Origin of the sequence: Microcystis sp. BLCC-F209 (genome assembly GCF_041928595.1) — a bacterium.
In the GTDB taxonomy this organism is placed as follows: Bacteria; Cyanobacteriota; Cyanobacteriia; order Cyanobacteriales; family Microcystaceae; genus Microcystis.
The window spans coordinates 1-26,692 of record NZ_JBHFLL010000015.1 but is presented as its reverse complement, the minus strand read 5'-3'; the positions used below and the strand labels follow the sequence as shown (position 1 = coordinate 26,692).

Here is a 26,692-nt window from a genome sequence, read left to right as displayed (position 1 = left end):
TTATTCCTCCCATCGAGAGCTATTCTGAATTGTAAGTTATAACTATTATAATCTCATTTCTCTTTGTGATCAAGTTGAAGATTTTCTAGTTTTTGACTGCTATAAGTATTAATACTCATTGCATAAGTGAGATGCTCCCGTACCTAGTACCTAGTTTGAGCGAGTTCATTAAGTTTTTCAACCCATCTAGAGAATAGTTGGCGAAGACTACCCCAGAGGGAATCTTTTTTTTGGTTTTTGGATTAAGGCGATAAAAAGGAGTGCTAAATTCTGCGAGTAAAGTGTTAGTTGCCGCTCCAAAATGAGGTTCTAACCAAACTGAACCGGAGGCTAAGGACTGGATATACCAATCACCCTTTCTGGGTTGAGTATAATCGTAAAAAGATTCCAGTTGCAGTAATTGCAGTTTACCCTGTTTTCTGATGTAGTAGGGAGCATACAGACGCATCTGGGAATTGTAAGTATAGGGAGCATAAGCCGCACCGACACCGAACCAATTGGGATTTTGTTCTATCGTGCTTTTTAATCGCTCAAGCAACTGTTGATCTTTAAGTTTTCCTTTACTGATATCGTGGGCGATAGAATTGGCACTATTCTGGAGTTTACGAAGCTGGGTATCGATTTCTTTAGCGGCGCGGACAGCTTCTTGTCGGGCATTATTTTTCGCTGTTTCTCTGGTTTGATTTTTCTCCCGCCAGTAAGCATAAATGGTGAAGGTTGCCAACAAGAAACTGATGACGCAGAGAGACAGGGACAGTCTAAAGATTCGTTTTTGCCAAGGATTGGTTTGAGTTTGCATTTTGACTTAACCTTATTTTATTTCAATAATCTTTGTCGAGAATCCGATCACAAAGACGGCGATCGCTCTCTGTCACCTCAGAGTTATGCTGTAAATAATCCTTTAACCACTTGCAAGCGTATCTTTGGATATCTTTAGGTGTTACATGGCGAGCCAAATCCCAAATAATTATTGTTTTGTTGCTGCTCCCGGAGACAAGAGTTTTACCGTCTTGACTAAAATGGATGGCGTTAACATCAGCCCCAAACCCCGGCAGCATATTCACTAAAGTACCGTCAAGTTGCCAAATTTTAATGGTATCATCACTACTAGCCGAAGCAATTTGTTGTCCGTCGGGGCTAAATTTAACGTCCAACACCGAATTAGAATGTCCTTCGATGGTTTTAACAGAGGAAGGAAGCCATTGTCCCTTTTCATCAGTCTTCCAGAGTTTAATAGTATTGTCGCCACTTCCAGAAACGAGCATTCTACCGTCTGGGCTGAAATCAATCGCTAAAATGGGACTTAGATGTTCTTTAAGAGTGAGAATACTTATCAAAGTGCCATGGCCATCTAGCCGCCAGATTTTGATCCTATTATCGGCACTTCCAGAAGCAATAAACTTACCATCTGGGCTAATCGCCACTGTCTCAACCACCTCAGTGTGTCCTCTCAGGGTATTGAGCAATTTCCCATCTAGCCGCCAGATTTTCAGTGTTTTGTCCCAATTCCCTGAGACAATAAACTTACTGTCGGGGCTAATTACGAGGTCGTTAATACCACCAGTGCCTCCTTTCAGGCTATTGAGCAATTTACCATCTCGCCGCCAGATGTTCACCTTTCCGTCTGGACTTCCTGAAACAATAAATTGACCATTAGGACTAATCTTGACAGAGCTAACTGAACCTTTATGTCCTAGTAGGGTACTCAGGGTGCCATCGCGTTTCCAGAGTTTGAGTGTTTTATCCCAACTTCCTGAGACAATTAGATCAGCATTCCAATCTATAGCCGACACCACATCGCTATGGCCAAAAAGAGTCGTTGCTAATTCATTGTAAGGTTTCCAGAGTCTAACCTCGTTGTCGTCACTCCCCGAGGCAATTTGCAGATTTTTACCGTCGTTATGGACATCAACCGTATTAACTGCATCGCTATGTCCCCGGAGAGTCATCAATAAAGTGCCGTCAAGTTTCCAGAGTCTGACCGTTTTGTCATCACTTCCCGAAACGATTTGCTCACCATCTGGGGTGAAGGTAAGCCCATAAATAGGATCTTCCTGGCCGTAAAAGGTGATAGTCGGCGAGGTACCGTCTAGCTTCCAGAGTTTGAGCGTTTTGTCATAACTTCCTGAAGCAATCCACTGACCGTCAGGGCTGAAAACCACTAGGTTTACCGGTCCCTCGTGTTCTTCCAGCGTCTTCAACAAGGTCCCGTCTCGCCTCCAGATTCGGATTATTTTGTCCCTATGACCTGAGGCAATCAACTGACCATCGGGGCTGAAAGCGACTGTATAAACATAACTCCAATTCTGATTACCTTTCAGTGTCTTCAATAAGGTCCCGTCTCGTTTCCAGAGTTTAACAGTGGTATCGTTACCAGCAGAGGCAATCAACTGACCATCCGGGCTGAAAGCCACTGCGTTAACTCTATCCCGATGTCCCTTCAGTGTCTTTAATAGGGTCCCGTCTGTTTTCCAAAGTTTGATTGTCTTGTCTGTACTAGCGGAGGCGATCAACTGACCATCGGGGCTGAAAGCCACTGCATTTACTGAACCTTTGTGTCCACCACGCTTTTCATCAAGAGTGGCTAATAAACTTCCGTCTCTTTTCCAGAGTTTGAGCGTATTGTCTGCACTAGCGGAGGCAATCATCTCACCATCGGGGCTAAATTTGACTCCTAAAACATCGCCATAATGTCCTGAGAAGATATTAGCTTGTTTGATGCCATAGAGGGCTATCTTTAGGATATCTTTCAGATTGTTTTTTAGCTTGGGCGGTAGATTAACGAAAGGTCTTGACTCTAAATCTATTTCTAGCCGCTTGGCTTTGATGGCTGCTGTCAACGCTTCCAATTGTTCATTTAAGGCAAAGGAAGCTTGACTGGTTCGACCGACCGCGACAATCTCGCTAATGGCTGCTTGGCGATACTCCTTGGCGGCAAAAAAACCCAAGCAAGTCGCCACTCCCCCAAGCAAACTTACTACGATTAGCAATTGCTTTTGCCGTCTGGCATTTTTTTTCTCTTGTTCTAGGCGTTTTTCTACCTCTTGGGTTCGTTCTTGCTGAAGCTTGAGTAAATGTTGTTGTCGTTCTTTTTCTGCTGTTTCCGCCGCTTCAATGGCTGTCTGACTAGCTTGAATAAATTCCTTATGTAACTCGGTTGCCGGGGGTTGTTTATTTTGTTCCTCAATTTTCTTTAACCAAGTTTGAGCGAGGACAAATTCACTGCCCCGGAGTAGTAAGTCAGCATTTTCTTGGCTATTTTCCCATTCTTTTGCTCTCTGTAACCATTTGCTATGGTTATGAACGTGATCTCTGTCTGTATGTATGGTTCTAACTAACTGAGTAAAATTGGTCAGAAAGTCCCCACCATGCTGACTAAAATCAAGCCACTGAATACTAGCTAAGGCAGCGGGCAAATCTTTGGCTGCAACTTTTTGGTGTAAGATCGGGATAATTCGCTTATTTAATTTTTGGGCATATTCCACCTCATCAGAACAATAAGGTGAATTGATTGATTGGGGAGAAATGATAAATACAAAGTTGTCGGAAATTTCAATGCCTTGATAAATTTCTCGCCGAAAATCTTCTCCAGAAGCTATACTTTCTTGATCGAACCAAGTGAGCTTACCGAGTGAAGACAGAGCCTCATTTAATCTTCTTGCTAAATCTGAATCGGCACGAGAATAAGAGATAAAAACTTCTAAAGAAGATGGTTTATGTTGATTGAGACTAGCGATAATAAATTCTTCCTGTATCGGTAAGGGAGGGGATTCTTTTCGCTGTTTAGCTACCTTCAGCCAAGCTTCAAAATGTTGGAGATTATAGCCCCGGAATAGGACACTAGGGTTGTGGGTTTGCTGCTGCCATTTCAAGGCTTTGACTAACAGCACTTTATGACTTTCATAATAAGCAACATCACTGTTTAATTCCCTCAACAATTTATCGATACTACTGCGATATTTGTCCCGATCTTCATGTTCAGTTAAGTCAATAAATTGTAATTTCTGTAGCTGGGATGGTATTAACTCAATATCGGTCTTTTCAATCAGCAAAGGAATAATGCGTTTGTTGGTAGCAAAAGCGTGAGCAAGTTCGAGATTACAGTATGATGATTGCAGGGCTTCTGGAGATATTAAATAAACAAAGTTATCCGCCCCTTCAATACCTTTATTAATTTGCTCCTGAAAGGCAGTTCCCGTTTTAATATCTGTCTGATTAGTCCAGATGGTAAAGCCTTCTCGCATCAAAGCCTTGCCAATTTTCTCCTTGATGACATTATCTTTTTCTGACGATGACAGGAAAACCTGTGTCATCAAATTATTAGCATTTTTACTGCTTTCGCTAATAAATTCGCAGTGTAAATCTGTAGGCAGACAGGGCGGCTGTTCCTCAGTAAATCTATGTTTTAACCACTTTTCTGCTGCCTGTCTCTCTTCGCCAATTAACAGATAATTAGTTTGCTGCTGATTCCTCAACCAATTTAAGGCTTTAACCAAAAGAATACTGTGGTTTTCCACATAATGTTGTTGCTGATAAATTGCGCTAATCAAGCCAGCAAAAGAACTTTCAAAATCATCAATTTCTTCTCGGAAATAGATCCAGTTAATTTTGCCGATCACTGGGTGCATATTCGGAAAACTAGAATGCCTTCCCTCAGCTTGATATTCTTGCCAGTCAGCTTCAGTTTTATCTGTATTTCTTTGCCGCCAAGTTTCTTGGCTAATTTGTTCAACATGAAGCAGCGGAATAATGCGCTTGTTGTACTTAATCGCTAGATTAATTTCTTTCAGGCAATATGGGGAATTAACTGAATGAGGGGCGATGATAAAAATAAAGTTATGTGTCCTCTCGATGCCATCATTAATCTGTTCTTGATAGTCCACAGCCAAGGGAATATCTTCTTGGTCGAACCAGACGTTTAAGCCTTCTGCTGCCAACCTTTGATTAAGTTTGATAGCAAAAGCTTTACTATCAGCACGTCCATAGGAGATAAAGACATCAAAGAAATTTTTCATTTTACTCTCCCTGTGGACTTTAGAGAAAAAGAAAAGTTATTTGCCTCCGCGCGCGCGCGGAGTAAGTAGTCGGACAAAGGCCCTATCTGGTCAGGACTAAAGCCCAACTACAAACCTAATTTTATTTTTTACTGGGTTGCACCGAGTAGGCCCCCGTTTCCAAGTTGACAGTAAATGTGTACCAACCACTGGCTGTAGGAGTGAATTGGAGAGGGGGAGGATTGCCGTGAGTGGTAAGCTGTCCGTACACTTTCAAGTCTTCAATTCGGGCATGAGCGGGGTCGGGGTTTCTTCCCAGAAAGTCCCGTCCGTAGCCGTCCAATTCGTAATCGGCAAATACCCAGAGCCAACCCCAATTATTGGCATTGTACTTATACTCATACTTGCGATTGGCTTCCAGCTGGACATCTTTGCTAAAGATGTGCGGGCCAATTTGTTGCATATTGTTGGCGGTACTGGTTGGCTCCCAAGCTTGCAGAGGTTCAGGGAAATTCCCCACTAACTGTAAGGTTTCAATCACGGCCGGCGGTTGCAAAGGGGCATTGCTTAAGGATTCAATTGAGAATTGATCTTGAGCGCCGTCGTAGGTGAATCGGTAGGCTCCAGTTTCTTTGACTTCAAAGAAAATATTAGGCTCGTTAGGCTTGCCATGCCAGCCGCGACCAATCAGTTTGTTGGGGTGATCGGATTCCAGCCAAGCACCGAGGGCCATTGTATCCAAAAAAAGCTCCCCAGAAATGGCAAAATTTGCCCCGTAAATACCCGGTTTTAATTGCAAAGTTTTCGTCCAGATCTTGTCACCAACAGGTTCCATATTGTGTTCTGCCTTGGTGGGATCGAATTGAACATCGGGATAAAAGGTGCCGAGTAATTGAAAGGAGTTTACGTCGTTCCAGATTTTAACAGGTCTTACCCCCTCAGGAGCTTTGACTTGAAACTTATATTCCAAGGGATTCATCTGGAGGGTGTAATTACCATCTTCAAAGACTTGAATCGTGATTGCGGAGTGCCGGCTCTGTCCCCCGCTGCTGCCAAAGCCAGTTCCTCCGGTGAGAGTATTTTTGCCGTTATTATAGGCGCCAAATCCCCAGTCCTCGTTGTGGTTGGCAGAGAATAAAAATTGATAGACTCCATCGGCTCTAAAATCAATACCCCCATTCGCCTTGAGGGGGATTGTTTTCTCCCACCAATCCCCGTTTTTTGTGATTTCGTGGTTGGCACGGGTTTCATCAAATTTCTGGAACATATCTTCGTCATCCCAGACAAATCCATTTAGTTGTACCGATTCAATTTTTGTTAGGTAGGTGGGATGAGGCGTGACATCAAAGGTTAAGTTTGAAGGGTTAAAGCTAATTTTATAAACATCGTCACGGTCAACTTTGATGATAATATTCTGGGCTTGGTGAGCGAGTTCTCCTGCCACCAATTTAGGTTTACCTGTACTATCCGTTCGGTTGTGATCGGCCTTGAAGGTCTGTTGCAAGTTTTGATTAGTAACAAAACGGAAAGCATAGATTCCGTTACCGTGGCGGCCTCCATTCGCCTTGAGTTCTAATTCCTTGTAATAGAGCGGGCCGTCTTCAATCATGTTGTTTTCTGGTAAAAAGGGATTCCAGTGTCCTCGGTTGTTGTTAACCGTTCCCAGTAACTGGGCACTGGCGGGACATTGAGAAATGTCCGGGTTACACAGCACCGGAATCGCCATTCCCTCGGTTTTTTGATTGACAATTGGAGTAGAAAAAACCTGATTGCTCACATCAGCCTTAACTGGGTTAACAAACACCACAAAAAAGGCCATGATAAGGGTTAGCAATGTTTTCAGCCCTACAGAGAGTGAATTAGTCATCATTTTTTCTCCATGATTTAAAGTAGAGAACTCCCATTAGCATCATCGAACACAGATGTTATCGGAAGTTTTGACAAAAAACATGGCATCTCTAGGTTGAATTGAAATGCCCCCTCTTTCGTTATTACCCCAGCGAGTTATCTGTTTCTGTCCATCCCCACCAACACTGACAGACATGGGGAAATTGTAGTGCAGTTCTTGATAGCAACCTACGTCTAAACCAGGCATTCTAGCATCGGCAACATCAAATGGATTGCCAGATTTATTGATCATGGCAATACCTAAATCGCCTCTTTCAATAAAGAGTAAATTTGGGCTATCTCCCCCTGTGGCAATCTCATTACCATTCGGGAAAGACTGAGGTTGTCCCATCATTTGCTCATGGAATCCCACCCCCGCTTTAACAATGGGATCTGAAGCATCCTCCCCATAAATTAAAGGTAATCCATCGGCACGGGAAAGCACGAAAGCATTAGCTAAGATACTATCCCTTGAATCTAATCCATAACCCCCATAAAGCAGGCTGCCCGGAACGGTATCATGGGTTTTAGCAAAGGTGACAGCATTGGGACCGGGTAAAGCTCCATTTCCACTTCTGGGATCTTTGAGAATACGCAAATCACCCCCTAGACTAAAAGCCCTTTTAAGAGTATTTAATAGGGGGTAATCCGTAACATCAAGATCGTGAATAGAAGTATAGGAAAAAGCCATTCTTGGACTATCTTCGACAATTTCCCCATAGAGATAGACATCGGCGGCTACTCCCGCAAGCACTTCTTGGAAAAAGCCCGGTTCAATATGTTTAAGCGCATCAAAACGGAACCCATCAGCACCAAGGTCTAAAAGCTTATTAATGTAATTTTTCGCCTCTTGACGGACATAGGAAGATTCAGTGTTTAAATCAGGCAGTCCCCCTTGACCACTAGCACAGTCTAGTCCTAACCATCCGTGAGTAGCTTGATAGGAATCATCATAGTTTTGAATGCAAGCCCTGCCGTGAAAATCTTGAGGAGAAAAGCGTGGATATTGCAGGGTATTGGGATAATTTTCATAGTTGGCCATGTGATTAAGCACCACATCGACAATAATTTTTTCTCCCTGTTGATGGGCCGTGTCAATAAGTTCTTTTAGCTCATTTTCATTGCCTAAAGGACTATCAATCACAGTAAAATCAATCGGTTGATATCTGCCCCACCATTCAGGGGAAGGGTTACTCAATTGAGGGGGTGAAATTTGAATGTAGGTAAAGCCATCTGCTTTAAGTTCAGGAAGTTCCCTTTCAATCTCCCGAAAAGGAACATTAAAGGCATGATAGATCACATCGGCCCTCACTGGGTTAACAAACACGACAAAAAAGGCCATGATGACAGTGAGTAACGTTTTCAACCCTATAGAGAGGGAATTAGTCATTATTTTTGCTCCATGATTTTAGAAATTTTCAACGGATATCGGTGAAGATTACTTCTTGGATAGAACTAGAATTGTCTTGAGTTGAGTGATTAATGATCTGGCTAACCTTGCCCTCATAAAAATAAGGATAGATGAATTTATCCTCTGGTTTCTCTTTAAAGGCATAATAAAGCTGGACGGGTTGATTATGAATTTGCTGCATGGTGATATATCCTACTAAAGCGTGTTCAAATGAATGGAGGGCATTTTTCCAAGAATGCTGTTTCGGAAAACATTTAGACTCGTTTAATGGTTGAGTGGCCAGACAAGGATAAGGTTTATTCGTCTTAGCACTTACCATGTGCCAGATTTCCTTATTTTCTGGATCGACCATATAATTAAACCAATAGTTATAGGTTTTCGGCAAGTAAACTGCATAGCTTGGATCGACTAACCCTAAAGTTGCACTCACCTGATCCAATTCTGCTAAACTCCACCATTCTTTATCTGGATCTATTTTGCCATTTTCATCAAACCCCCTGGCCCAAGAGCCAGTTTTTTTCAAGTAAGCTGTTTCCAGAATTTCTGCGGCATGATTCTCCCCAAACAAGGTTAATTCTAAATCATCGGTTAGCTTACCGATTTGATAAATTAACCACATAGTTTTAACGGAATGGCCAAAATCTGTATGCGGTGTCCCTAAATGTTTGATGTTACTATTGGTAACAGCACCCCAAAACAGATTTTGTTGAGGACTATAAAACTGATTGATGATAATGTGGGCTAAATGATTCAGATCTTGCTTCCATTGAGTTTGATCTGGTTCAGCTAATGTCGGGGTTAACCACAACATATAACCATAAATTTGATCCAGTTGGGAGACTAATTCTTTTTGGTTGGCTTGATCTCCATCCGGAGAAGGTTCTTTGACCCAATTAATCAGATCCAGAGTCGGCTCGTAATAGGTGTCAAAAATGTAGTTTTTAACCTGGATGATGTCCTTTAAAACAGCAGCATCGCGGGTGAGATAATAGTAAAATCCCATCCCACTCAGAGCATAAGCTAAATCTTGACTGGTTCTTTGTAGTTTTTCTGGTCCGGGTAAATGTTCGGGTTCATGCCAATAGCTATAGGCCCCCCCATTTTGGGAATCTAAAGCATATTTTCGCAGATAATTGGCTCCGGCTCGAGCATAGTTTAAATAAGTCTCATCACCGGTTACATGGAAAGCTACTCCATAGGCATAAACTTGTCGAGATTTGGCGCGGACATAGTCTCGATAATCCGGCTCAACCCAAACAATACCAGGTGCGGCATATTTTAATTCTGGACAAGGTGACTGAGAGTTATATAAGGAACCATCATTACAGCGATAAGTCGGAAAATTCCCCAGCGGTTGACCTAAAGCTGTCTCCATTTCCCAGAAAGGTAGCAGCTCTTCCGTCATGTGTTTCTTCCAGCGATCACCATTGGGTAACAGCTTCAGCAATTGTTCTACATTAACTGTATTAACGTTTTTATCAGCTAATACCTGAGAGGGATAAGCAACTAAAATTCCGCAACTAAAGAGGAAAGCTAAAACAATAATAGCGATCCTTTTTCCCGTGATTTGTGTTGGCCATGACTGAGTTTGAGCTAACATGATTATTGCCTCAATAAATGTTGACAACAGGCAGGATGCCTAGATTAAATGTTTCAGGAATCACACCCCCTCGGTGGTTGAGGATTTATTTAATCAAATTGCAGTTAGTATCTTTCTTGATCGCTGTTTGTACGATGGCCTGAAAATAAGCTTCTATATCAGCAAAAGAGCGTCCAGTTATTAAATCATCATCAATGACAACTTTTTCGGGAGCCGGAACAAAAATCGCCCCAGCATTATGAACATCTGCCAAAACCACCGTATGACAAATAACCTTACGCCCCTTTAATAAGGCTGGAATGGGAGTTAAAATCCATAAAGCATGACACAAAGCACCTTTGACGATTTTTTTATTTAACATGGCCTTGGCAAAAAAATCCACTGCCGGGGGAGTAGCAAGTAAATCCGGACTTCCTAAACTGCCCATTGGCGGAATTTCTCGCAATCTCACACTGCAATAATTTGCCGCCATAACCACAATATCGTAATTATTCGCCTCCCGATCTGCGACATCAACATCTACTACTAGAGTATGAATATCTTTAACCGGACGCTCTGGACTATCGATATCACAAACTAACTGTCTGCTTTTTGCTCCCCATAAATAGGACAGTAGCTCAACTTCTGCCCCCAGCTGCGAGAACTCCCTTTGATAATACTCAATCTCGGCGGCAATATACTCTGTCTCAAGAAGGACAGCGACTTTTTTTCCGGCTAAAGGTTTATTCACAGCTATTTTCTGGCTAAGGGTTGATTCACATTTAGCGGAGTGGGCTAGGCCACTGTCAAACATTTTCCGACAAGACCTAGCCACTCAATGTCGATAGAATGCTCCTACTTCTCAATTAATAAAACTAGGGAACGCCCATTGACATCATAGGTTGAACCTGTCAGTAATTCTTCCGCACCGGGAGCATTAAAATTGTCCTGACTTTCCATAAAGCCGGCGGTATCGGCGACTCGATACCATTGCTTACCCGGAAGATTCGGGGGCAGTGTTGCCTGGATATTCCCCGACCAACTATTGTAGGCGACATAAATAGATTGTCCGCCGTCTCCCAATTCCGAGCCATCCAAACGATAGGCCAGAAAATGCTGGTTCGGATCCGAGAAATAATTGCTATCCGGTTCATTTCCATCACTTCGCAACCAAGTGAGGTCTTTTAAGCCATTGCCATTATTATCTGTCCCTCGAAAGAAATCGGCGGGACGTAAAGCCGGATGGGCATTGCGAAAAGCCAGTAACTTCTGACTGTAGTTAAAGAAATGGGGATACTCCTTGATATTGTCATAGTCGAGCCAATTGGCGGCAGAATCGACGTTGTACATATTGTTATTGCAGTACTGGGTACGATACATCTCATCTCCTCCCGTCATCATTGGAACACCTGCCGAAAGCATCTCAAGGGCGAGAGCAGTGCGAGTGGCTTGTCGCTGAAGTGAGGGATCTCCTCCCTGATCCCAGGACAAATTATTATCGGTTCCTCCGTCAGATGGTCCCTGATCCCAAGTTAGTTGGCTGTTGGTTTTCTGGTTACAGTTATAGACATCCCGCAAGGTAAATCCATCATGGGCGACGATAAAGTTGACCGAATGCCAAGGCTTACGACCATCATCCTGAAATAGATCCCTCGAGCCGGCAAAACGGGTTGCCAATTCGTTAGGGGGAACGTTTTCAACTCCTAAGCGGTTTTGGACTTTACGGAAACTATCGCGGAACTTATCATTCCATTCTGCCCAACCACTAGGGAAGTTCCCCATCTGGTAGTTAGTGACGGCCCAAGGTTCTGCAATCAAGTCCGCCCCATTTCCTCCATTGGCAGGACGTACCGGCAATTCCTTAACCATGCGATTGAGGGCATTTTCCGGGTTGAATTTGTTAAATTGAAAACATCCCCGCTGGCAGTCGTTGCCAATCACCGGCGCGAGGTCAAATCGGAATCCATCTACTCCCAGAGTATCTTTCCAGTAGGCCAGGGAATCAATAATCAAATCCCGCACCACAGGATTGCCCGTGTTCAAATTCGGCCCGACCCCGTTATCACTGTAGTAGTAACGCACGTCGTTGCTGAGTTCGTAATAGGTGGGGTTGTCTAAACCTCGCATCGTGAAAATGGGGGAAATATTTCCCGTTGAATCTACGCCTTCTTCCCCTGTATGGTTATAGACTACATCCACATAGACTTTCAGTCCCTGTTCGTGGAAGGCTTTAGTCATCTGCTGAAATTCTTGGGTCGGCCCCCCCGGAGTTTTATCGGCAGCATAGCGGCGATCCGCTGCAAAGTAGTTATAGGGGTCATATCCCCAGTAATTATCTCCAGCCGTAGAAGCGATCACATCATTGGTGTCATTTTGCATCGATTGCAGGGGCAGAAATTCCACGGCTGTCACCCCTAAATCTTTGAGATATTTGGCCTTGAGTGCCGCTCCGGCATAAGTTCCCCGCAGGTTTTCGGGAATGTCCGGATCGTTTTCCGTTAACCCCCGCAGATGAACTTCATAGATAATCTCATCTTTGAAGGGACGAGTCGGTTTATTGCCGATGTCAGCTTGAGCGAGCGGCAGGACAATCCCTTTCGGTGCTTGGCTTCCCGTGTCAAAGGCCCGGTATTCTGGACCTGAGACATAAATCCCCCCATTGGTCTGCCCGGTGGCGGTGGGAATTAGGCGATCGTGGCTTACCTCCACTGCATAAGGATCTAAGAGGAGTTTATTCGGGTTAAAGCGGTTTCCTTGACCGTCCACATCCCGCACAAACCCAACGGTCGATCCTTGAGTCCAAGAGGGATCGTAAGTCCAATTCGGACCCCAAGCGCGATAGCCGTAGTAGATGGTATCTGTTATCCCGTTGGCTTTCAGGGTTGATACGGGTACGCTAACAGACCAAATTTTGCTACTGCTATCTTGGGTTAAAGGAAGTTTAAATTTTTCCGCTGCGCCCAAATTCTGGTCGTAGAGCCAAACTTCCAGGTGAGTGGCGGCATTAGAATAGACGCGAAAGGTGACATTATTTTGGGTTGCGTCGAAAGTCGCCCCCAGGTTGTTAGCTCCCACTGCTAGAGCCGGTTCGATGAGAGAGGGGATGGCAAAACTTAACACCAGGGATAACAGTGCTGCTAAGAGCCAATGCTTGGGGGAGGAAAATTTCCCTCTGTTATTTGAGTGAGGATGCCATGCCAATGAGAGTCGAGCGTAATTCATGTTTTTCCACCTCGAGCTAATCTTTTTCAACGCCTAAGAGATTTGGTCTGGCTCAACGACATTAGCGTCTAGGAAAGCCTTTTTCACCTGCTCGTTAGCTCCCTCGACGGAGAGGGTAAAGCTGCCGCCTGTTTCACGAGTACGCCGACGAATGTAATAGGTTAAGTAGCGCAGGGCTTCGTCAGAGATGGATGTCAAACTTGAGGCGACGAGAACTACTTTTTGTGCCTGTTGGATTTCTAGGCGGTTAAACTCTTGTTCCAGTTCGCCGATTGCCCACGAGTCTCCTTGATCGATTTCTCCGGTTAAATCCACTTTGGCAACGCCCTCGCTGAAGTCTAACAGAGCCGCTTCAAAAGTAATACCTGTCGGATAGATCAGCACCCGGATTTTCTTGTTGTCGTAGTTGCTCGGAAGCTTGACAGTCAATGCTTTGGCATCAAAGTCATCATAGCGCGCCCCCTCAATCCAGACTTGTTTAATATAAATACTGTCGGGAGGCAGGATATCGGGAGCTACCCGCAGAATGCGATCGGGGAAGCCGCCGGGGACGGGCTTGAAGTAGAAATCCATCGGCTCTTTGAACAGCAGCAAATTGGTATAGACGGCCGCTAAATAGCACAATTCAAAGGAGTGATAGCCGGACATGGAGTGGCTGCCTTTGCCCCATTCTGTTCCCAGCAAATACGGGATTCCATTAGCCAAGACATTGAAATAGACTCCTCCCGCTTCGTGATCGAGGAAGTAGGCATTATAGAAGGCTGTTCCTTCCCGGGCATAGCGTAAAAATTCGGCATTTTCCCGATAGACTCCCGACAAAATGTAATAGGCTAAAATGCCCTGTTCCATTTGCCACCAAGCTTTGCGATCGTGCCAGAAGTATTTATAGAAATTGCCCGCTTTTTCTTGCCGATCCTGCATATCGTACCAACCGCCCCGTTGACGGTCAGAGCCGACTTGAGCAATGGTGTTGCCAATCTTGTTAGCAAAGTCTTTATATTCTTGCTTGTTTTTTAGTCCGTACATCCGGGTTAAATTCCAAGCAATCTTGAGGTTGTGACCAACAACGGCTTTGTTGGGCTGCTCTTGCTTACTGTAATCTGGCGACCAGTCATCATTGAATTTTTCTTGCACAAAGGGACTGTTCTGGTAATCTTGAAAATGCTCGGTTATAGTATCAAAGGTTTCTTCGAGAAACTCCGCGTATTCTTCTTTGCCAGTTCCCAGCCAGAGGTTAATTAAATAAGCGGGAGCGTGGTCGCCCACAGAGTTCCAATTCTTCTTGGCTTCATTGTTGCGCGCTTTTAATATCTGGCCGTAGGGCTTAAGGGTAATGGGATCGATATGGGAATAGTAGCCCCCTAGTTTGGCATCTCGGAAGTAATCCTTAAATAACTTAACCGTCGCTTGAGCATCGGCGAGGATTTTCGGATCGCCCGTGACTCGGTAAGTCTGAACAGGACCTGCTAAGGCATAAATCTGCTCATAGCAAGGAATGGCATCAAAATCTTGCCAAAACTCCGAGGCAAAGACTTTATCCTCCCGTCCGTTCGCTTGGCGATCAACGGCATGATACCAGTAAACAATACCGGCATTTTTATCTTCAAACCGCAGGTGATCCCGCAGGTATTCAGTTCCCTTGTTAGCGGCTTCCAGATAGCGATCGTCCCCCGTCATTAAAAAGGCTGTGGCAAAACCATAGACGAGGCGAGAAATTGTATCGGTTTCTTGTCGGCCACTTTTTTGTTTTTCTCCCGTAACCCCTAAATTAGTGCGGTAGAGAGAATAGTCAATATTAAGCTTGCCGTCAGGAGTGCCAAACTGAGACTTGAGATAAAAGTCTCCTAATTGCTTGATTTGAGTGATCCACCAGTTTGGTTGTTCAAAGACATAGTCATTGCTATAGTCATCGGAGCGTCCAATAAAGTTGATCTGTTTGGCCTCAAACCGATACTGATGGTTATCGAGGGGATAAAAGATCCCATAAGCAAAAATAAACCGCCCCCGCTGACCTTGTTGCTTGGGTTGGCCTGATTCAATCAGGTCTCGCATCGCCCCCGTTGCATCCTGATAGGCTTGTCCAAGATTGCGAATCAGTTGCGAGTAGGTATTCGAGGTCAGATAGATGGTATATTCGCGATCATCGGAAGTTTTCAGACCAAAGGAATCGGTGGTTTTGTCATAGCTGGTAATGTAGCCAGCGATCAGGTCTGAGAAGGTAAAATCAACAGCGTTAGCCATGGTGATTGCTCCTAAAAATAGAGGGTGGATAATTGATAAATTGATAGGCGGTGAAGGATCTCATGATTTACCAAATACCGCTATATTCTTGATCAGCGAAATTCAGGTCCGATAATCCAGTGTTCATCAGTCACCATTGTGTGGATGTATTTAGATTCAAAAAGATCGGCAAAGTCGGGCAAGATTTTCTGTTCATACTCGGTGGATTTATAGGCTTTTTCCAGTTTTTGAATGTCATCAAACCAGAGCATTGAAACACAATCTAGTAAGGATTCTCCAATCCCATAAAAACTATCCCTGACATGGCATTGAAAATAACGGCGAAGCCCTGGAATTTTCATGACTTTGGCGCTATGACTTCCTAGCATTTTCTGGCGAAATTCTTCTAAAGGCATTCCCGCTTTGCGTTTAACGAGTATCAAGAGTTTTACCATCGTGGATTCCTTTTGTAAAGGCGGCCCCTCCATCAAGACGTGAGTATTAGTATCTAATCCTACGGTACGCCAGAAGGCAGCCCAGTTGGGTTCATCTAGTCGGGCTCCTGCTAAGAACTCTTTTGACTGGAGAGATGCGAGTTGTTCTTGTTCGTTCTCTAGCCAAATTTCAGCAACACCACTAAAGAGCGGCTCTTCTGGTTCCGAACCAAAAGGAATACGAGTATCGACCATATAACGCCTGATTTGAGGAATTTTGCTGGCGTAATAAACTGCGTGGAAATTAACCCAGTAGTTTTGAAATTCCTTTTCACTCATACCGGGCTTGGGATGAGCAAAGATCAGTTGATGAATCATATTCCTATTCTCATAGTACAGGACAAAAAGTTGGAAAAGTAGGTGAGGGTTAGCATTCATTCATAGGCTGTTTTTCCGGCCAGATTCTCCCAAGCGGCAATATCCTCTTGCAGTTTGGCGATTTTACCCCGCATCACACCGATGGCATCACCACCTAATGGTAAGTGTAGAGGAGAATGATCAGATTTCAGAACTTGGACAATAAGGTCTGCCCCCTTATCAGGATCATTAGGTTGTTTTCCCGTCAAAGATCCGAATAAATCCCGCAATTTGGACGCAGGAGTACCTACATATTCCGGCAGAATTTTCGCCGTTGAAGAAGCTTTAGCAGGAAACTCCGTACGAAAAATTCCTATGGTGAGGACGGTGGTTTTAATGTTGAATGGTTCTAATTCTTGAGCTAAGACTTCTCCAAGTATGTCTGTCGCTGCTTTAGCCGCACAATATACTCCTAACCCTGGATAACCTATAAAACCGCCAACGGCGGAGAATTGGAGTATATGACCGGATTGCTGTTGACGCATCGTGGGTAAAACTGCTTGAATTAGGCGAAGTCCACCGAAGAAATTCACATCAAAAATTCTCTTGACTTCTTCCTCGCTTGTCTCTTCGACCGCCCCCACCATACCAGAACCAGCGTTATTGGCTAAAACATCAATACGTCCAAAACGATCAAGAACTTTTTGCACTCCAGACTCAACAGCATCATGATCGGTAATATCCATTTCAACTCCAAAGGCTTTGAGAGTGTTTAAGTCCTCAAATTGAGCAATCTGTTCTCGATTACGCAAGGTACCAGCCACATAAGCTCCTTCTGTGAGCAGTTTTTTAGCCAGTGCCAAACCTAAACCAGCGGACACTCCTGTGATGAGAACTACTTTGTCGTTGAGATTATTTGTCATGATTTTTGGGTAAAATTTTCGAATTAAGTGATCATGGTTTAGGGGTCAAAAGGGTTGAGTAAAACCTATATGATTGGTTCCAGACCAAGTTGTCTCAGAAAGTCGAATAGATCGAAGTACAGATGATATTCAACGATTAGGCCATCTTCAAATCGCCACACATCAACCGCCGAGACATCAAGGGTTCTGCCTGTAGGAGCAATTTCTCCACTTGGTAAAACTAAGGGGCCGGTGTGGGTTCCCGTAGCGTGTAATTCAAAAGCTAATGTCTGTCCAGACTCAGCAGATAGACCCCAAATTTCATGAGTAAAGTCTGGCAGAGCCTGGAAGTGCATCAACATCCATTCCCGGTAAGCTTCACCCCCAGTAAAAGAGCCGATGGGGGTGCGTATATCTGCCGATGGGCTAATCATTGCCACCACCTCGTCCATGTTCTGAGCATTGAGAGCGGTAAAGAAATGTTGAGCTTTTTCCAGTAAAAACATGACAAGAAGTCTCCTTCAATACTTAACTTATGAGCAATTAGGGTTTAAAAAACTCAAAAGATTACTTTTTTAAGCTTTTAAAACTGGGAAATATGATCAGGTCATGGGATGTTTTCTGAGAAAGTTTAAAGCCGCTTTTCCTACCTCCATAGGATTCATGCTTTGCATCCCGTGAGTAGCATTCATAATGCCAGCTCGTTCAGCTTGGGGTAGCCATCTCATAAGAAACTGTTGAGCTTCTCGAAAACCGGGCATAGCGGCCTCACTATCTAGACCCATCACAGCTAAGACTGGCATTTTAGGCTTATTCTTGACTAATTCGTCTGCTTTTGACATTCTAAATCCCCAATTGACAATGGCTGGAAAATCTATGGTAAAAGCTATATCGGCGGCGACTGCAACTCTATCCCAAACATCCAGGGGATTTGTCATCTCCACAGCCCCAAGGAAACTAGGACCGCAGACATCCTCCATATAACGTTGAGCAGCCCCTAGTTTATCCCCTGCTTGAAACATTTCCATAGCTCGATTAAAGGCTCTGGAGTTGGCTTCTACCGCAGCTGGAGATTCTCGGTTAAAGTAAGGTTCAAGAAGTATAGCAGAATGTACTATATCGGGATAGGAAAGCATTAATTGAAAACCAATCACACCGCCAAAGGAAAAGGCAAGAACATGGGCTTTCTTAATACCTAAATGTTCTAGTAATTCTTTAGCCTGTTGCGCCCCTTCTTCAATACTTAAGCTATCCTTTTCTAAGGTGCTGCCATTATAACCAGCCCGGTAATAACTAATGAATTGGTAATCTTCAAAAAGATCAGGATAGAACTGTAGAGGGGTTATAAGACTGTCAGCAATGTTGGTACCATGAATACAAAGTACAGGTTCACCCTTGCCAATAACTGTATATCTGAGTTCTGCATTACTAACCTTTGCTCTCAGATTATGTTCAATTGACCAATCCCTACCAATATACATGATTGCCTCTGGTAAAATAATCAACGTTACAGAAAATAGCTAGGAAGCAAGCACTTCCTGCAGAATTTCACCCATAACTTCTCCATCTCGAGGAGTTAGGGAAAAGGTGGTTAGGTGGCCAGAAACTCCGCCGATTTCCCGGAATTGGGCATTAGGAATCCTTTGGGCGTCGACCTTGCACTCTTCAGGTTGAAACATTCTGTCACCAGTAAAAGCAAATACAAACATCTTTGCTTTGATTCGGCCAAGAGCTTCGGCTAAATCACCACCTCCACTGGGATCGGCAGTGATAGTTTTACGTGCTTGTGCCACTAGATTGTTAGGGTCTAATGGCAACCAAAAAGCTTCCCAGAATCGGACTACGAAATCATTCACAGAAGCAAAGCCAAGAGAACGCCAGACCTCATCTCTGTAGAAGCCGACCTGTGGTAAAGTCATCGCCGCCCCATGGCCGACATGACGTAGGGCAGACTGTAAAGCTTGAGGATCGTTATAAAATCCATCATTCCATGCTGGATGAGAGGTTATTGGCTCCTCAATCACAGTCCGCAACCAAATCAAAGTCCAAGGGGAAGGTTTCGCGGCACCAGCGATGGAAGCGGCACGTTTAACCATATCTGGGAAGCGCACTGCCCACTCATAGGTCTGTAAAGCTCCCACCGACCAGCCTAAAACCAGCTGTAGTTCTCGAATGCCGAAAACTTCGGTTAAGAGTCGATGTTGTGCGATGACATCATCGGCAATATGGGTTTCTGGAAATGCCCCTTTTTGAAAGGGCATCGGAGTATTACTGGGGGAGGATGACAATCCGCCTGCAAATAGTGCTGGCAAGATAATAAAGTATTTACGCGGGTCAAGAGGACGATTTTCGCCAATATACATCTCTAAAGAGTCTGGAGAACCCGCCAAAAAATGGGGAAAAAGAATAGCATTATCCTTAGCTTCGTTTAACGTCCCATGAGTTCTATAGGCGAGTTTAGCGTTAGGAAGTGTCAGTCCACTGATTAGGCGGAAGTCTCCTAAATCAAAGATTTCCAGGGATTTTTGCTCTGTCATGTTTTTACTTATTGTCAGTTAGTGAATTTGTTGTTTGATTAAATCTGCTGCTTTTTCCCCAATCATGATGATGGAGGTGTGAGGGTTAGCGGATGGAACGGTAGGGATAATCGAACCATCTGCTACTCGTAAACCTTCTACTCCATAGACCTTTAAACAAGGATCAACAACGGACATATTGTCGATTCCCATTTTGCAAGAACCAACAAAGTGATAGTAAGAACCGAGATTATTAATGATCCAAGTTCTCAATTCTTCATCGGTTCGCACATCCCGACCTGGATTGATTTCTGTGAGTCCTAATTTGGCAAAGGCTTGGGTTTGGTAAATATCCCGGGCAATTTTAACCATAGTCACAATCCGATCAATATCTGCTCTTTCCGCTCCATAGTTGGGATTAACTAAAGGATTTACTAAAGGATCACTACTGGCTAGACGAATCCACCCACGAGATAAGGGAGAAACTAACCCAGGCAAGGCTAAAATGATCCTTGGATCAACTAATTGAGCCACTGAGGGAACGGGTTGATTGGTTTGAACCCTTTCAATAACATTTTGAAAAAATCCTTCTCCAAAGGGGGCCCGGTGAACAATACAGATCTCCAAGTCAGGCACAATTAAATCGGGTTGAGATCCCCAGAAAAGAGCTGCTTCTGTCATATTTTCTTGGGGATCTGAGCCAGGTTCTGCCATCATTCCCATCGGTCCAATCATCAGAGGATGATCATGAAAGTTTTCCCCTACACCGGGTAAATCTACGACCACTGGAATGTTAAATTGAGCTAGATGCTCAGGTTGGCCAATTCCCGAAAGCATTAGCAGTTTAGGTGATTGAATCGCTCCAGCACAGACAATCACTTCTTGATTAGCTCTAGCGGTCTTTAGGATGCCATCTTGCCAATATTCAACCCCAACACAACGATTATTTTCGATTAATAGCCTTGTGGTTTGGGAATTAGCACTTAGGGTGACATTGGAGCGTATTAAGGCTGGCTCTAGATAAGCATTTCTCGCTCCACAGCGCTTGCCATCCTTGATGTCTATATGATGCCAACCTGCGCCAAATTCCTGGACATTAAAATCTTCCACTAATGGATAACCCATTTCTACACAGGCATCAATAAAAGTTTGTGAGACTGGGTTGCCTTCAACTTGGGCATTGATAACATTAATGGGTCCCTGTTTTCCCGCCGTTGGATTGGTGTTATCTTGTTGATTTTCTAGTTTTTGCAGATAGGGCAAGACATCTTTAAAAGACCAACCAGCACAACCATTATAAGCCCAGTTATCGTAATCTTGAGGTCTGCCTCTGGTATGGATCATGTGATAAATGTTAGAGCTGCCGCCGATGAGTTTCCCTGATGCACAATAAACTTGTCTGTTATTCAGACCAGGCTGAGGAACACTCATATAAGCCCAGTCTATTTCTGTGAGCAAGAGTTCATTCCAACGATAGGGAATGTCAACGGCTTCTATAATTTTAGTTCCTCCAGCTTCAAGAATTAAGACGGTGGCATCAGCAATTTCGCTTAAACGATAGGCAATGGTGGAACCTGCTGTCCCTGAACCGACAATAATGAAATCAAAACTATCTGCCATAAATTTATTCCTTGTATCTTGAGATTTTTTTGAGATTTAATATTTATTTTGATTACTGCTTCTGAAGAGTAATAATCATATCAGCAGCTTTTTCTCCAATCATAATGACAGGAGCGTTAGTATTTCCACTGGTAATAGTTGGCATAATTGAAGCATCAGCAACTCTTAGTCCTTCTATTCCATAAACTTGCAATTGAGGATTGACTACCGCTAAGTGATCCCTACCCATTTTACAGGTTCCAACTGGATGCCAAACTGTTGAGCAAACTCGCCGAATATATGCGCTCAAATCTGAGGAACTTGTCACCGATGGTCCGGGGGCTAATTCTCGTCCTCGAAACTCATTAAAGGGAGAAGTATCAACTAATTCTCGGGCTAGTTGTATTCCTCTAATGAAAACATTGATATCTGTTTCACATTGTAAATAATTGGCCTGAATAACTGCTAAGTCTTGAGGATTATTAGACCTCAAAGAGATAGTGCCTCGACTTTGGGGTTGGGCAACAATGGGAGCAAAGGTAAATCCAGACCCGTCTGTGCGATATTCTGGTTCGATAAATTGAACTGGACCGAAAAAGAACTGAAGATCTGGTGAAGCGGAAGTGATTCCACTCCGAGTCCAAGTAAACAAACCAGCTTCAGAAAGTAGGTTCGGTAAAGGTTGTTCTTGTTTACATTCATATCCAACTCCTAATAAAAGATGATCTTGTAAATTTTGTCCGACTCCAGGTAAATCGACAATGACTGGGATGTGATGGGCTTTTAAGTGTTCAGCCGGGCCGATTCCAGAGAGCATTAATAGTTTAGGAGACTCGAAAGAACCACTACTAATAATGATTTCTGATTGGGCTTTAACTTGATGAAGTTTCCCCTCTTGCAAGTATTCAAGCCCGATCGCTTTATTTGCCGATATTAAAATCCGAGTGACTAAAGCTTTTGTTTCTACGGTTAAATTGGGGTTCCCTAAAATTGGGGTAATAAAAGCTACAGCAGTGCTACAACGTTGATTATCTTTGGTTCGGGTGGATTGATAGAAAAATGCTCCGTTTTCCTGTTGTTGACCATTACAGTCCCATCCGTTACCCTGATAACCTAGTTCCACTGCTGCGGCGACAAAAGCCTGAGAAACGGGGGAAGGATTGGCATAATCGATCACGTTTAATACGCCACCACTGCCCCTATATTCTGGTGATCCACCTTGATAATTTTCTGACTTTTTGAAGTAGGGTAAGACATCTTGATAACTCCAGTTTTCATTGCCCAAACCATTCCAGTGATCATAGTTACGACGATTTCCCCTGATGTACATCATGGCATTAACTGATGTACCACCGCCAAGAACTTTTCCCTGAGCAATAGAGATTTTACGATTATTCAAATAGGGTTCTTCTTCTGTTGAGTATCCCCAGTCTGTTGTGCCACTCCACAGGGAAGTCATTGACTGAATATCTGTGTTATGGATAGTAGGGTTATTATCAGCATCTCCTGCTTCTAATAGTAGAACGTGACAATCAAGGTTTTCAATAAGTCGATTGGCAATCACACATCCAGATGCCCCAGCACCGACAATAATATAATCAAAGGCCTTTTCAAAGTTCATTTTTTAGCTCCCTATCACTTTTTCCAGATCTTGGTCAGATAAACTACCAATCACATTATCAACCACAAATTCCAGATAATATTTACCCCACATAGTTTCCCACAAGCTAAAAGCTAAGTCAAACTTTTCTCCTCGTTTATCTGCGAGTAAGTTTTCCAGAACCCACACAAAATCATCAAACTCTCTTTGAGTAAAATCATATCTTTGCTGGGCATACCTCATCACTTCGTCTTTTTCTTTTACCTTCAACTCATTTTTTAACAAAGAATCTTCAGCAAGAGCTTTTAAAAAGTTGCAAACTTCTCTTTTAGACATAGATTAACTCCTTAATCAATAACAATTGTATGATCAATAGGTTGAATTAACTGCTCTAATTCTTCCTCACTTAAGCCACTAAGAAGATTGTCTATTATGTATTCTAAACGATATTTACCCCACATTTTTACCCATAAACTACTATAGGGGCCAAAGTCTTCTCCTAATTTCTCTCTAATTATCTTTATTTCCATTGCCGCTATCACCTGAGACAATTGCTCAAACGTAAACCTTTGTCCGATATTTTCAGCATGAAACAGCAATTCTGCTAAATTTCTTGTCTTAAACTTTTCTCTCAATTCAGAATCGTTGAGTAGTAAGTTCAAAAAGGCGGCTACATTTTCCTGAGACATAAATACTCCCTATCGATAAAATTTGATTGTTCTTTGTTGTTACCCAAAGTTAATCTCAATACCTAGTCTCCTTGGCGTGACTTTAACTTAGAGCATCAGTGATTTTAGGGTCATTCCCCATCCCCTGCATCCATCCAGGATAGATAGGAGAATGTGTCGTCATTTCATCAATCGCCACTACCTCTTCTGCTGTCAGGTTAACCTCAACGGACTTCAAATTGTCCTCTAATTGCTTCATGTTATTAGCTCCAATGATGACAGAGCTTATGAAGGGCATTGACGTACCCAGCCAGAGCTTGAACCTATTTGACCCCAATTTTTTCAGGATTAACATCACCTTCTAAAACCACGTCTATCAGAAACGGTCCTGGATGGTTTAACATCTGTTCAATAGCACTAGCTATATCAGCAGGTTTTTCGACTCGAACCCCCGGTACTCCCAGAGATTGGGCGATAGAGGCAAAGTGAATATCTGGCTTAGATAAGTCGAAACTCAAGGGATAGTCTCGCTCTGGAATATTTCTTTCCTGCCAGTAAGCGTCTATGTTCTCCTGTAAAATGCGATAAGAGCGGTTATTGCAGATCACAAACTTGACATCAATGTTATGACGGGCGGCCGTCCAGAGTGCCTGAATGGTGTACATGGCTCCCCCATCCCCGGCAAATCCAATCACGGTTTTATCGGGATGAGCTAATTTAGCCCCAATCGCCCCCGGAATGCCGACTCCCAATGATCCCCCACGGGTGACAAAGTAGTGTCTTGGTTTGGTAGGTGGGAAATAACGGGTTATAGCAGGGGAGTTAGTAATTGCTTCATCAAAGATGACTGCATCTTCGGGAAGTTTGGCGGCTAACTCTTCCATAAAGCGAGATAGATGTAAGGGGACATGATCTCGAATTTGGCGATCAGCGTCTAATTGGCGTTGATGGTTTTGGGCTTTAGCTTGGCCGATAGCTTCTGTTCTCGCTTTGGCTGCCGCTTTCTGTTCTGGGTTGAGTATTGACTCTAACATGATTGCCAATTTAGCCAAGGTCAATTTGGGATCACTAACTACCCCTATATCTACAGGGTGGTTCTTGGCAATTTCGTAAGCATTGAGATCAATGTGCAGAACTTTGGCTCCAGGTGCAAAGATATCGCCTAAGTCAGGAAAGACTTCGGGCAACATATAAGTGCCAACAACTAAGTTGACATCACCCTTAGTAGTAATAGGTTTACTGGAATAGCCAAACATATGGCCAGTAGAACCTTGATAAAGGGGATGAGTATAACTCATGTTTAAGTCGCCAATATCAGCCCCCCAGACTTCGGCTCCTAAGAGTTCAGCCACTTGGGTAAGTTCAGCCTGTGCCTCCGAAAAAGACACCCCATCTCCGACAAAAATCATCGGTTTTTGGCTTGAGGCCAAAATCTCCGCCATTTCTTTGACCAAAACCTCATCGGGGATTACCCGGGTCGAGGGTAAAGAAGTCGGTCTGACCGGTTCCACTGTAGGTGCGTCTAAAATATCTACGGGAAGGCAGACATACACTGGCCCCATGGGGGGAGTAGTGGCAATTTTGACCGCTCTTCGCAGTACCCGCAATAGAGAGGAGGGTTCCATCACTAGGGTTGACCATTTGGTGACAGGTTCGGCAAAGGCTAATAAATCCCCTGCCATTTGGGCATCCATTGCCTGATATTTAATTCCTGCATCCCCACCAATAACCACTAGGGGAGAATGCCCCCGTTTGGCTTGATATAAGGCACCGATCGCATTTCCCAAACCTGGTGTACTGTGAATTTGCACTAGGGCAGGTTTTCCTGTTGCCCTTGCATAACCATCGGCCGTCATGACCGCTACGGATTCTTGCAAAGTGAGGATATATTTGAGGTCTGGATAATCGCCAAGGGCATCGAGAAACCCTTCTTCCGATGTACCCGGATTACCAAACATATAAGTGAATCCATCTGCCAGAAATTGTTCTAGTATGGCGAAACGCCCTGTTTTCCCTGCCATGATTTTCTCCAAGTCTGTTTTGAGTTATCAGGTAGATGATTACCAACCGTAACGCCTTAGACCATGCTCCAGAACCTGGATAATTAGTTCTCCTACGAGTTTTGAATCCTGGGTAGAGCGACCGGTTAAAAATGGGTAATCAAGGATTGTTGAAAGAGTATGCCCAACCCCTCCGTGATACTGTCCCTCTGGTCCAACCGCATCTCGGAGAATATATTCTAGGGGATAGAAGGGAGGTCCAAAATTAGCGGAGGTATTCATCGGCTTTCCATCGAAGCCATACATCTGGGCAAATCCTGTACTGTCTTTATAGTCGTATTCACGAGCATGACCCGTAACGTGTTTACCCCAAATAATGCTTTTTCTTTCCGTCCAATCGCGAGCGAAGGCTAAACAAGTCACAGCGTAACATTCGGCGGTGATTAACTTACCCTGAGAGAGAAATCCGAGAATCACGTCATGTACTCTCTCATTGTTCACCATATCGACCATCGGGCCAGACCCACCCACCATCACCAGTGCGTCGTACTGTTCTAATTCTTTCCAACACTGCTCCCGTTTATTATAGTAAGCTTCTAGCTCATGCCCAAAATTGGGGCTGTTGAAATAGGGCATTGCCGGAAACCAGTTAGAAAGATCGATCGGCTTTGCCAACAAATCCGACTGTTCAATTTCTCTTGTCCGTTTGGCGTAGTGAGCACTCGTGACATACTTATCCAAGGGGGGATCGATAAAAGTTTCATCCATACTGGGGGGTAAGGCCACAGGTTTGCGCCCTTTGGGGGTGGCAAAGTCGATGATGTAACCAGCTTCGTTCAATACATCATAGGGACCGACCAATTCTTCACCCCAATATCCCCATTCGGAGAGGATAACTAGAACTTTTTTTGACATGAATTTTTCTCCTTTTCTGCCGACGAGGGAACTGATAAAAGCCACAACCCGATGTAGCCTTGGCTAGACAAGGGGTAGCGATCATTCCTGTGAGCTTCAGGTCTAGATAAACTAATTTATGGACTCAGACTAACACAGAGAACCGAGGAAGCGTAGAGAGTTTAGGTAAATTTTTGTAACCTGTCTATGAACTTTAATAAATAACCGTTAAGTTATACTAAATCTTGTTTTGAAAAGCTGATAACAATGGTTCTTCGGTTTGTCCTATGCAATGGAGGGGGTTATAAGGAATGAAACCCTTATAGAGACAGGCGTTGCTGCGATTTTTGTCAACTGTTTTCGATCTAGAGCGAACTAATCAATTAAATCTATTGCCAGATAAGGATTG

20 protein-coding genes are annotated in these 26,692 nt (G+C 43.7%); all 20 read right to left on the bottom strand.

Annotated features, from left to right (window positions below; translation table 11 throughout):
• Positions 1-115: 115 nt before the first annotated feature.
• Positions 116-799, bottom strand: coding sequence for a cache domain-containing protein (locus ACE1AQ_RS00745; protein ID WP_110543574.1), 684 nt, complete (start codon positions 797-799; stop codon positions 116-118).
• A 22-nt stretch (positions 800-821) separates the two neighbouring features.
• A complete protein-coding gene (locus ACE1AQ_RS00740; RefSeq protein WP_110543577.1) occupies positions 822-5,015 on the bottom strand; it encodes a TIR domain-containing protein in 4,194 nt (1,397 codons plus the stop codon).
• A gap of 121 nt (positions 5,016-5,136) precedes the next feature.
• On the bottom strand, positions 5,137-6,861 hold the full coding sequence (locus ACE1AQ_RS00735) for a hypothetical protein (protein ID WP_232306111.1): 1,725 nt from the start codon (positions 6,859-6,861) through the stop codon (positions 5,137-5,139).
• A gap of 42 nt (positions 6,862-6,903) precedes the next feature.
• On the bottom strand, positions 6,904-8,271 hold the full coding sequence (locus ACE1AQ_RS00730) for an alpha-amylase family protein (RefSeq protein ID WP_039899515.1): 1,368 nt from the start codon (positions 8,269-8,271) through the stop codon (positions 6,904-6,906).
• 28 nt (positions 8,272-8,299) lie between these two features.
• Positions 8,300-9,892, bottom strand: a complete 1,593-nt coding sequence (locus tag ACE1AQ_RS00725; RefSeq protein WP_008197454.1) for an AGE family epimerase/isomerase — start codon at positions 9,890-9,892, stop codon at positions 8,300-8,302.
• A gap of 85 nt (positions 9,893-9,977) precedes the next feature.
• Positions 9,978-10,622 (bottom strand): DJ-1/PfpI family protein, encoded by a 645-nt coding sequence (locus ACE1AQ_RS00720; RefSeq protein WP_216362923.1) that lies wholly within the window; start codon positions 10,620-10,622, stop codon positions 9,978-9,980.
• Between the two features lie 104 nt (positions 10,623-10,726).
• Complete coding sequence (locus tag ACE1AQ_RS00715; RefSeq protein WP_081504646.1) at positions 10,727-13,093, bottom strand: isoamylase; 2,367 nt, start codon at positions 13,091-13,093, stop codon at positions 10,727-10,729.
• A gap of 33 nt (positions 13,094-13,126) precedes the next feature.
• The gene (locus ACE1AQ_RS00710; protein ID WP_110543580.1) at positions 13,127-15,334 is read right to left on the bottom strand and encodes an AGE family epimerase/isomerase; all 2,208 of its coding nucleotides are present in this window, start codon (positions 15,332-15,334) and stop codon (positions 13,127-13,129) included.
• Positions 15,335-15,426: 92 nt separating this feature from the next.
• Complete coding sequence (locus ACE1AQ_RS00705) at positions 15,427-16,125, bottom strand: EthD domain-containing protein (RefSeq protein ID WP_008197446.1); 699 nt, start codon at positions 16,123-16,125, stop codon at positions 15,427-15,429.
• Positions 16,126-16,181: 56 nt separating this feature from the next.
• Positions 16,182-17,027, bottom strand: coding sequence for an SDR family NAD(P)-dependent oxidoreductase (locus ACE1AQ_RS00700; RefSeq protein ID WP_110543582.1), 846 nt, complete (start codon positions 17,025-17,027; stop codon positions 16,182-16,184).
• A 65-nt stretch (positions 17,028-17,092) separates the two neighbouring features.
• On the bottom strand, positions 17,093-17,512 hold the full coding sequence (locus ACE1AQ_RS00695) for an ester cyclase (protein WP_110543585.1): 420 nt from the start codon (positions 17,510-17,512) through the stop codon (positions 17,093-17,095).
• A 96-nt stretch (positions 17,513-17,608) separates the two neighbouring features.
• Positions 17,609-18,487, bottom strand: coding sequence for an alpha/beta fold hydrolase (locus ACE1AQ_RS00690; RefSeq protein ID WP_110543587.1), 879 nt, complete (start codon positions 18,485-18,487; stop codon positions 17,609-17,611).
• A 39-nt stretch (positions 18,488-18,526) separates the two neighbouring features.
• Positions 18,527-19,543 carry an alpha/beta fold hydrolase gene (locus tag ACE1AQ_RS00685; RefSeq protein ID WP_110543590.1) on the bottom strand — a complete coding sequence of 339 codons (1,017 nt, stop codon included), beginning with the start codon at positions 19,541-19,543 and terminating at the stop codon, positions 18,527-18,529.
• Between the two features lie 18 nt (positions 19,544-19,561).
• Positions 19,562-21,142, bottom strand: a complete 1,581-nt coding sequence (locus tag ACE1AQ_RS00680; RefSeq protein WP_008197442.1) for a GMC family oxidoreductase — start codon at positions 21,140-21,142, stop codon at positions 19,562-19,564.
• A gap of 52 nt (positions 21,143-21,194) precedes the next feature.
• The gene (locus tag ACE1AQ_RS00675) at positions 21,195-22,742 is read right to left on the bottom strand and encodes a GMC family oxidoreductase (protein WP_110543593.1); all 1,548 of its coding nucleotides are present in this window, start codon (positions 22,740-22,742) and stop codon (positions 21,195-21,197) included.
• 3 nt (positions 22,743-22,745) lie between these two features.
• Entirely contained in the window at positions 22,746-23,057 is a 312-nt protein-coding gene (locus tag ACE1AQ_RS00670; RefSeq protein WP_008197439.1) for a Nif11-like leader peptide family natural product precursor, read from the bottom strand.
• An 11-nt stretch (positions 23,058-23,068) separates the two neighbouring features.
• Positions 23,069-23,410, bottom strand: coding sequence for a Nif11 family protein (locus ACE1AQ_RS00665; protein WP_008197437.1), 342 nt, complete (start codon positions 23,408-23,410; stop codon positions 23,069-23,071).
• Between the two features lie 82 nt (positions 23,411-23,492).
• The gene (locus ACE1AQ_RS00660; RefSeq protein ID WP_157221712.1) at positions 23,493-23,687 is read right to left on the bottom strand and encodes an aldo/keto reductase; all 195 of its coding nucleotides are present in this window, start codon (positions 23,685-23,687) and stop codon (positions 23,493-23,495) included.
• A gap of 25 nt (positions 23,688-23,712) precedes the next feature.
• Positions 23,713-25,410 carry a thiamine pyrophosphate-binding protein gene (locus ACE1AQ_RS00655; protein ID WP_008197435.1) on the bottom strand — a complete coding sequence of 566 codons (1,698 nt, stop codon included), beginning with the start codon at positions 25,408-25,410 and terminating at the stop codon, positions 23,713-23,715.
• 39 nt (positions 25,411-25,449) lie between these two features.
• Entirely contained in the window at positions 25,450-26,304 is an 855-nt protein-coding gene (locus ACE1AQ_RS00650) for a type 1 glutamine amidotransferase domain-containing protein (protein ID WP_008197433.1), read from the bottom strand.
• Between the last annotated feature and the right edge of the window lie 388 nt (positions 26,305-26,692).